This window comes from Segeticoccus rhizosphaerae, assembly GCF_005222685.1.
GTDB lineage: Bacteria > Actinomycetota > Actinomycetes > Actinomycetales > Dermatophilaceae > Segeticoccus > Segeticoccus rhizosphaerae.
In genome coordinates this window covers 133433-140630 of record NZ_SWMA01000007.1, presented here as the reverse complement: position 1 = coordinate 140630, position 7198 = coordinate 133433, and the positions used below count along the sequence as shown (strand labels likewise).

General features: G+C 73.3%; 6 protein-coding genes. All 6 read right to left on the bottom strand.

Annotation, left to right across the window (positions count from 1 at the left end; genetic code table 11):
• Window positions 1–615 (bottom strand): glycosyltransferase (locus tag FCN22_RS07945; protein WP_162308158.1); only part of this gene is annotated, 615 nt, incomplete at its 3' end.
• Window positions 612–2321: a murein biosynthesis integral membrane protein MurJ gene (murJ, locus tag FCN22_RS07940; RefSeq protein ID WP_137121009.1), complete on the bottom strand. Its 1710-nt coding sequence runs from the start codon at window positions 2319–2321 to the stop codon at window positions 612–614. The genes murJ and FCN22_RS07945, both read right to left, overlap by 4 nt.
• Window positions 2318–3208: a hypothetical protein gene (locus FCN22_RS07935; protein ID WP_137121008.1), complete on the bottom strand. Its 891-nt coding sequence runs from the start codon at window positions 3206–3208 to the stop codon at window positions 2318–2320. The genes murJ and FCN22_RS07935 overlap by 4 nt, the downstream gene beginning before the upstream one ends.
• Window positions 3205–4179 carry a copper transporter gene (locus FCN22_RS07930; protein ID WP_162308157.1) on the bottom strand — a complete coding sequence of 325 codons (975 nt, stop codon included), beginning with the start codon at window positions 4177–4179 and terminating at the stop codon, window positions 3205–3207. The genes FCN22_RS07935 and FCN22_RS07930 overlap by 4 nt, the downstream gene beginning before the upstream one ends.
• A complete protein-coding gene (gene steA / locus FCN22_RS07925) occupies window positions 4176–5363 on the bottom strand; it encodes a putative cytokinetic ring protein SteA (protein WP_137121006.1) in 1188 nt (395 codons plus the stop codon). The genes FCN22_RS07930 and steA overlap by 4 nt, the downstream gene beginning before the upstream one ends.
• Before the next feature lie 74 nt (window positions 5364–5437).
• Window positions 5438–7192, bottom strand: a complete 1755-nt coding sequence (gene recN, locus FCN22_RS07920; protein ID WP_137121005.1) for a DNA repair protein RecN — start codon at window positions 7190–7192, stop codon at window positions 5438–5440.
• Window positions 7193–7198: the final 6 nt, after the last annotated feature.

Here is a 7198-nt window from a genome sequence, read left to right as displayed (position 1 = left end):
CGGCCCACGACAGCGACACTCTAGTGAAGGTCGCCGGGCCTGCCGAATCTGCGGCGCGACCCGCGGCGACGGGACGGCGGCCAGCCGGGCCCGCTGCGCGCCGAGACGCTCCGCGCCGGCCACCAGGTCGCGGCTGGCGCCCGAGACCAGGTCGGCCCGCCGGACGGCATACCGCTGCACCCACCCCCGCCATCCACCACCCTTGTGAGGTATGGCGTGCTGGGCGCGTTCCGCTGGTTCCCGCGCCCCGGGTGCCGGCAGCACAGCGTTGTGCCACGACACGACCAGCCGCGGCCCACGCCTGCCGCGCACGCGCAGCCCCAGCAGGAGCGTGGCGGCCACCAGACCCGCCTGGTGGCCGTGGGCGTGCAGCACGTCCGCCGAGGCGACCATTGCCCTGGTCCGGCGCAGGCCGCGCACCGCGGCCAGCAATGCTCGTGGCCCGCGCGCCAACGGCCACCAGCACCAGGACCGGCCCATGTCGAAGCGCTCCACGGTGCCCGCCGGACCCACCACCACGACCTCCTCGCCCGCATCCCGCAGCTGCTCGGTCAGGTGGGCCACGTGGGTCCCGATGCCGCCGGTGCTGTGGCCCAACAGCTGGACGATCCTCATACCCACCTCCGCGCGAGCCGCCGCCACACCATCGCGGCAGCCGACCGGTCGCCGAGCGCCATCCCCATGGCAAAGATCGCGAGCGCGAGGGTGCCCGCCAGGATCCCGGCGCCCAGCGCTGTGCCGAGCGAGTCGTGCGGCACCAGCCGGCCGACCAGCCACCCGGCCGCCGCGGCCACGGCGGCGGCGCAGACCGCCGCCGCTGCGGTGCGTCGCACCCCGGCCAGCCCCGTCCCACCCCAGGCGCGGCGCACGGCGACGAGGAGGGCAAGGGCCGCGAGCGTCATACCGACACTGCTGCTCGCGCCCAGCGTCACCAGCACGGTCTCGGTGCCGGGCTCGCCGTGCAGCAGCAGCAGCGGGGCGAGGGCGGCGACGAGCCAGCCGGCGCCCACCGACAGGGCGGCAGCCATGGGGTGGCCACGCACGTAGAGCGCCCGGGTGAGCACCGCAGCCAGCCCGAACCCGACGAGTCCCGGGGCGTAGGCGAGCAACGCCGCCGGCATGGCGTCCAGGCTGGCGCTCCCGGCGCGCGTGCCGGCGCCCACGTCGAGGACACGGAAGAACCCGCCGATCGGCACGGCGGCCGCAACCAGCAGCGCGGCCCCGAGACAGCCCGCGGCGAGCACGACGCGGGTGCTCGTGGCCAGCATCGGCAACGACGTGTCGGGCGTGGTCTCAACCTGGGCCGGCCCGGCGACGTCACCGGGGCTCCCCGTCGCAGACCGTCCCTCGAGGTGCTCCGAGACCCGCGCCGCGAGGGTCGGAAAGGCCGACATGGCCACCGGGACGGCGAGGACGCCGTAGGGCAGCAGGTAGATCGCCTGGACGTAGGTGTAGACGTTCACCGTGCCGGTGCCACCGTGCCGGTTGGAGACCCACACGGTGACGAGCACCGCGAGCTGCTGGGCGAGCAGCGCGAGCACGCCGGCGGCGGCGAGCGCCCCCGCGCGGCGGGCAAGTCCGGGCGGGAACCCGAAGGTAGGCCGCAGCCGGATCCCGGTGCGCCACACCGGCACCAGCAGCGGCAGGCTGAGCACGACGACGCCGAGGGTGGTGCCTCCGGCCAGTGTGTATGCCGCGGTGCCCGACAGCGTTGTCGGGTCGCCTCCGTCGGCACCCGCCAGATGCGCGTAGAGCAGGTAGGTGGCGATGACCACCACACTGGAGAGCAGCGGCGCGATCGCCACCGCGAAGAACCGGCGGTGGGCCTGCAGGATGCCGGCGAGGACGATGCCGACGCCGTAGAGGACGACCTGGGGTGCGAAGACGACCAGCATCGTGGCACCCAGCTCGACCGAGGCACTGTCGACACCTTCGGCGCATCCGTTGTTGCCGAGCAGCACGTTGCTGATCGGGTGCGCGAGCACGGCGAGCAGCACCGCGAGCGGCACCAGGACCGCCACCGCCCAGGTGAGCATGGCGGAGGCTGCGCGGTCTGCAGCGGCCTCGTCACCGCGCCCGAGCTGCCCGGCGATGAGGGGCACGGCGACGGCCGCGAGGGCACCGCCCGCGGCGACCTCGTAGAGCACGTTGGGCAGCACGTTGGCGCTCTGGTAGACCTCTCCGACGCAGGTCGTCCCGACGCTGCCGGAGAAGACCAGCCAGCGGCCGAACCCGATCACTCGCGCGAGCAGGGTGGTGATCGCGAGCAGCCCGGCGGCGGCCAGCAGGCCGCTGCCGAGGCGGCGCGTGGTGGGGCTCACCCCGGTGTGGACCGACCGAGCGCGTCCAGCTCGCGCAGGACCGGCGTGGACTCGATGACCCGGGTGAAGCTCACCTTCTCGGAGGCCAGTGTGAGCGCGGTGAGGAGACCGAGCGCCACGAGCCTGCCGCGCAGCCCGGTGCGCTCCAGGATCGCCGTGCCCAGCAGCGCGCCGGCGCCGTTGGCTCCGGTGTCGCCGAGCATCGACCTGCCGGCCAGGTCCTCGGGAAGCAGCGCGAGGGCAGCGCCGCTGGCAATGGCGGCACTGCGTCCGCCCTGCCCGGGCGCCAACGGCAGGGCCGTCGCGAGCACCACCTTGAGGGCGCGACCTGGCCTCAGGTCGAACAGGTTGACCACGTTCGCGGTGCCGGCCACGACTCCGCCGCCCGCCACGGTGGCCGCTGCACGGGCGGCGCCGGAGTGTGCCGAGGACCGGACCGCCCCCCGCTCGACCAGCCAGGAGGACACCAGTCCGGAGACGGCCAGACCGATGATCTTCACCGACCCGGTGGTCAGACGGCCCTGGCGCAGCGCGCTGAGGTGACCGCGCAGACCTTTGCTCGCGTCGTCGCCGCGCAGATCGTCCCACGCGCCGAGGGACCCCGCCGCGAGCACCGCCACCGCGCCGGCCGCCGTGCTCGCACCGTCGCCCCGTCGCCGGCTGGAGAGACCGGAGAGCGCAGCCGCGGCGACACTGCCGGCCACGAAGGAGGGTCCCTCGAGCAAGGTGACCCGATCACCCCGGTGGTTCGTGCGGTCCCACCGGGCGGTGTCACCGGGGCACCCGCGACGCAGCACGACCGACGCGGCCCCGGTCGACAGGGCCGACACGGCGCCCACCAGCACCGCGGAGACGGCTCCGGACAGCACCGACGCTGCCGGGGTCACTGGTTCGCCGGGATCTCGGGAGCGACGGCGCTCGCGTCACCGGCCAGCCCGTAGTGCCCGTTCGCGTCGTCGTACTCACCGTGCAGCGCCAGCACCAGGGTGCCCTGCCCCATGCTGAGGTTGCCGTCGTCCACCGTCGAGACCACCGAGGTCAGCTTGGGGTCCGCCCGGACCGTGGTCACGAGTGGACTCGCCACGGCCACGCTCTGGCCCGGCTCGTGACCGGACACCAGCAGGGCCGGGCGGTCGCCGCCCCCGAACGTCGCCAGCAGTTTCAGGTAGCTCTCGGCCTCGGTGTTGCGCAACGTCTCGTCCTCGGCCAGCGGTCCGGCGACGACGACCACGGAGGTGGCTGCCTCGCCGGTGCCCGGCTGGAGCGAGATCAGCCCCGCCTTGTCCAGACCCTGCAGCACCCTGCTCCGCCCGTTCGACGTGTCGCGGCCGACGGACCCGCCCTTGGCGCCCTCCGGGGCGCCGAAGATGGCCCTGCTGAGGACGAGCGACGGCAGCTCGCCGGCGCTCGTCACCGAGGGCTCGACTCCCACGAGCTGCGCCAACGGGGTCACCGCCTGGGTCCGGGCCGTGGCCTCGTCCGGGTCGGTCCACTTGTCGCTGACCGAGATGGTGCCGACCACCTTGGCTCCGGCTTCGCTGAGCGAGTGCGTGGTCCGCTTGACCAGTCCGGCGTCGGCGTCGGGCAGGACGACGAGCGCGACCTCACGGTCGGGCAGCTGGCCGGCGATGACGGCGGGGGCGACCAGCCCGGCATACGTGTCACGCGAGGAGACCCCGTCCTGGCTCTCCTTGAGCTGGTCACGCAGCGCGCTCTTGTCGGCTCGCAGCTGGGTCACCTGGGCGGTCAGCGTGCTGCCGATGTCCTCCTTGAGGGGGCCAGCGCCGAGGACGATACCCACCGCCAGCGCGATGAAGACGGCGACGATCGAGACGACGTGGTAGCGGAAGTCGATCATCTGAAGATCCCCACGATCCATGACCAGAGGTCATCCCAGCGGGCGGCCAGGAGCTGGAGCATGGCCGTGCCCGCCGAAGTGGAGGCCAGTGCGACTGTCAACGCTAGCAGTCCGGCGATGACGAGCATGACCAGGGACAGCGTCGAGACCCGCGAACGGTAGAGGCGGCTCACGCCTTTCGCGTCGACGAGCTTGCCGCCGACGCGCAACCGGGTCAGGAAGGTGCTCGCCATACCGGCCCGTCCCTTGTCCAGGAACTCCACCAGGGTGGCGTGCGTGCCGACGGCGACGATCACCACGGCACCCTTTCCGTCGGCCAGCAGCATGGCGATGTCCTCGCTGGTGCCGGTCGCGGGGAAGATCACCGGTGCCTCGACCCCGAGCGCCTCGACCCGTTCGAGCCCGGGCGCACGGCCGTCGCGATAGGCATGCACGACGACCTCGGCACCGCAGGTGAGGGTGGCGTCGGAGACCGAGTCCATGTCGCCGACGATGAGGTCGGGCTTGTGCCCGGCCTCGGCCAGGGCGTCGGCCCCGCCGTCCACCCCGATGAGCACCGGCCGGTACTCCCGGATGTAGGGGCGCAGTGTCTGCAGGTCGTCCTTGTAGTGGTAGCCGCGGACCACCACCAGCGCGTGCCGGCCCTCGATGGCGGTGCGCACCTCGGGCAGGCCCACGCCGTCCAGGAGCAGCTCCCGCTCCTGCTGGAGGTAGGCCATCGTGTTGGAGGCGAACGCCTCGAGCTGCACCGCGAGTCCCGCCCTCGCGTCGGCCATGGCGCGGTGGATGTCCTCGAGGGTGAGTCGGATCCCCGTGGCCACCACCTCGTCACGGACCAGCAGCTGACCGTCCTCGACCCGCCCGTTCTGTCCCTCCCGCACGACGGACATGACCTCGTCACCGACCCGGTCGATGAGGATGACCCCGCCCTCCACGAGGATCTCCGGGCCGAGGTTGGGGTAGCGCCCGCTCGTCGACGCAGCGGCGTTGATCACCGCGACCGGTTGGCAGGCCAGCAGCGCCTGGGCGCTGACCTGGTCGATGTCCTCATGGTTGATGATCGCGATGTCGCCATGATGAAGCCGCTTGGTGAGGTCCTTGGTGCGGGCGTCGACCCGAATGGTCCCGCCCAGAGAGGGCGCGACGGCGTGGCGTTCGCGCCACCCGTGCAGGGTGAGTTTCATCGACCGCTATCGTGCCATGACCTGCAGGTTTCCGGGCGTGACGCCACGGCTCCGCGCCCGGTCATGCGCCCCTGTCAGGCCTTCGGGCCGACCGAGTCCTGCAGCAGCTCGCGGGCGTGCTCGAGTGCGGCGGCGGAGTCGGCGACCCCGCCCAGCATCCTGGCCAGCTCACGGACCCGGTCCTCCCCCTCGACCGGAGCGACCCCGCTCGCCGTGACGTGCCCGTCGTCGGTCTTGCTCACCACCAGGTGCCGGTCGGCGAATGCCGCCACCTGGGCGAGGTGGGTGACCACGACGACCTGGGAGGTGCGCGCGAGCGCGGCGAGGCGGGACCCCACCTCGAGGGCCGCGGCTCCTCCGACCCCGGCATCGACCTCGTCGAAGACGAAGGTCGGCACGTCCCCGCTGGCCGTGACCAGCTCCAACGCCAGCATCAGGCGCGAGAGCTCGCCTCCGGAGGCGGCCTTGGCCACGCCACGGGGCGGCGACCCGGAGCCCGCCGCGAGCAGGATCTCGACGTCGTCCAGCCCCGAGGGGCCACAGCGCAGTCGTCGCCCGTCGGCGGTCTCCAGGGCCTGGTCGGAGTCGGGATCGTCGTGTTGCCGGACGGCCACCTCGATTCGGGAATTCCCCATCGCCAGGTGTGCCAGCTCGTCACCGACCCGCTCGGCGAACCGCCCTGCCGCCTCCGTCCGGGCCGCACTGAGCTCCGTGCCGACGGCGGCCAGCTCGGCCCGCACGACTGCCCACCGCTGCTGCAGCTCGTCGAGGCGGTCGTCGACCCCCTCCAGCTCGGTCAGGCGCTTCGCCGCGTCCTCGCCCCAGGCCAGGACCTCGGCGACCGACTCGCCGTACTTGCGCAGCAGGCCACCGAGGGCGGCTCGACGCTCGCCCACCCAGGCCAGCCGGGCCGGGTCCACGTCGAGGTCTGCCTGGTAGGCCGCGAGGTCGCCTCCCACGTCGGTCACGGCATACGTGGTCTCCTGCAGCCGCCGGTCGAGCTCGGCGAGCTGCGGGTCGTGGCCGACGACGGGTGCGAGGGCTGCGCGGGCCCGGCCCAGCAGGTCAGCGACGCTCCCACCCGCCTCGTCCGCCGCGGCCAGGGCGTCGTCACCGCCCATGACCAGCAGGTGGGCCTCCCCCGCCGCCACCCGCAAGCCGTCGGCGTGGGCCAGCCGCTCTGACTCTCTTCGGAGGTCGTCGTCCTCTCCCGGCTGAGGGTCCACCGCCTCGATCTCCTCGAGCCCGGTCCGCAGCACATCCACCTGTCGGGCGCGGTCCCGCTCGAGCTCGCGCAGCCGCTGCACCTCTGCGCGCACGTCCTGCAGTTCGGCATACAGCTCGGTGTAGCGCCGCAGCGGTCCGCCGACCGACTCGCCGGCGAAGCGGTCGAGCACGACCCGGTGCTGCTCCGGCCTGCGCAGGCGCCACTGGTCGGCCTGCCCGTGCACGGCGACGAGGAGCTCCCCCAGCTCTGCCAGCACGCCGACGGGAGCCGATCGCCCACCGACGTGGGCCCGGGAGCGTCCTTGTCGTGACACCGACCGCACCAGGATCAACCCGTCCTCGACGTCGCCACCTGCTTCGGCGGCGCGGACCGCGGCGGGATGGTCGGTGGGGATGTCGACGAAGCCCTCGACCACCGCCTGACTGGCCCCGTCGCGGACCCGGCCCGCGTCGGCGCGGTCGCCGAGCAGGAGCCCAAGGCCGGACACGACCATGGTCTTGCCGGCTCCCGTCTCACCGCTGACGACGTTGAGACCCTCGGACAGCTCGAGCACGGCGTCGTCGATGACACCGAGGTTCTGGATCCGGATCTCGCGCAGCACGCAGGC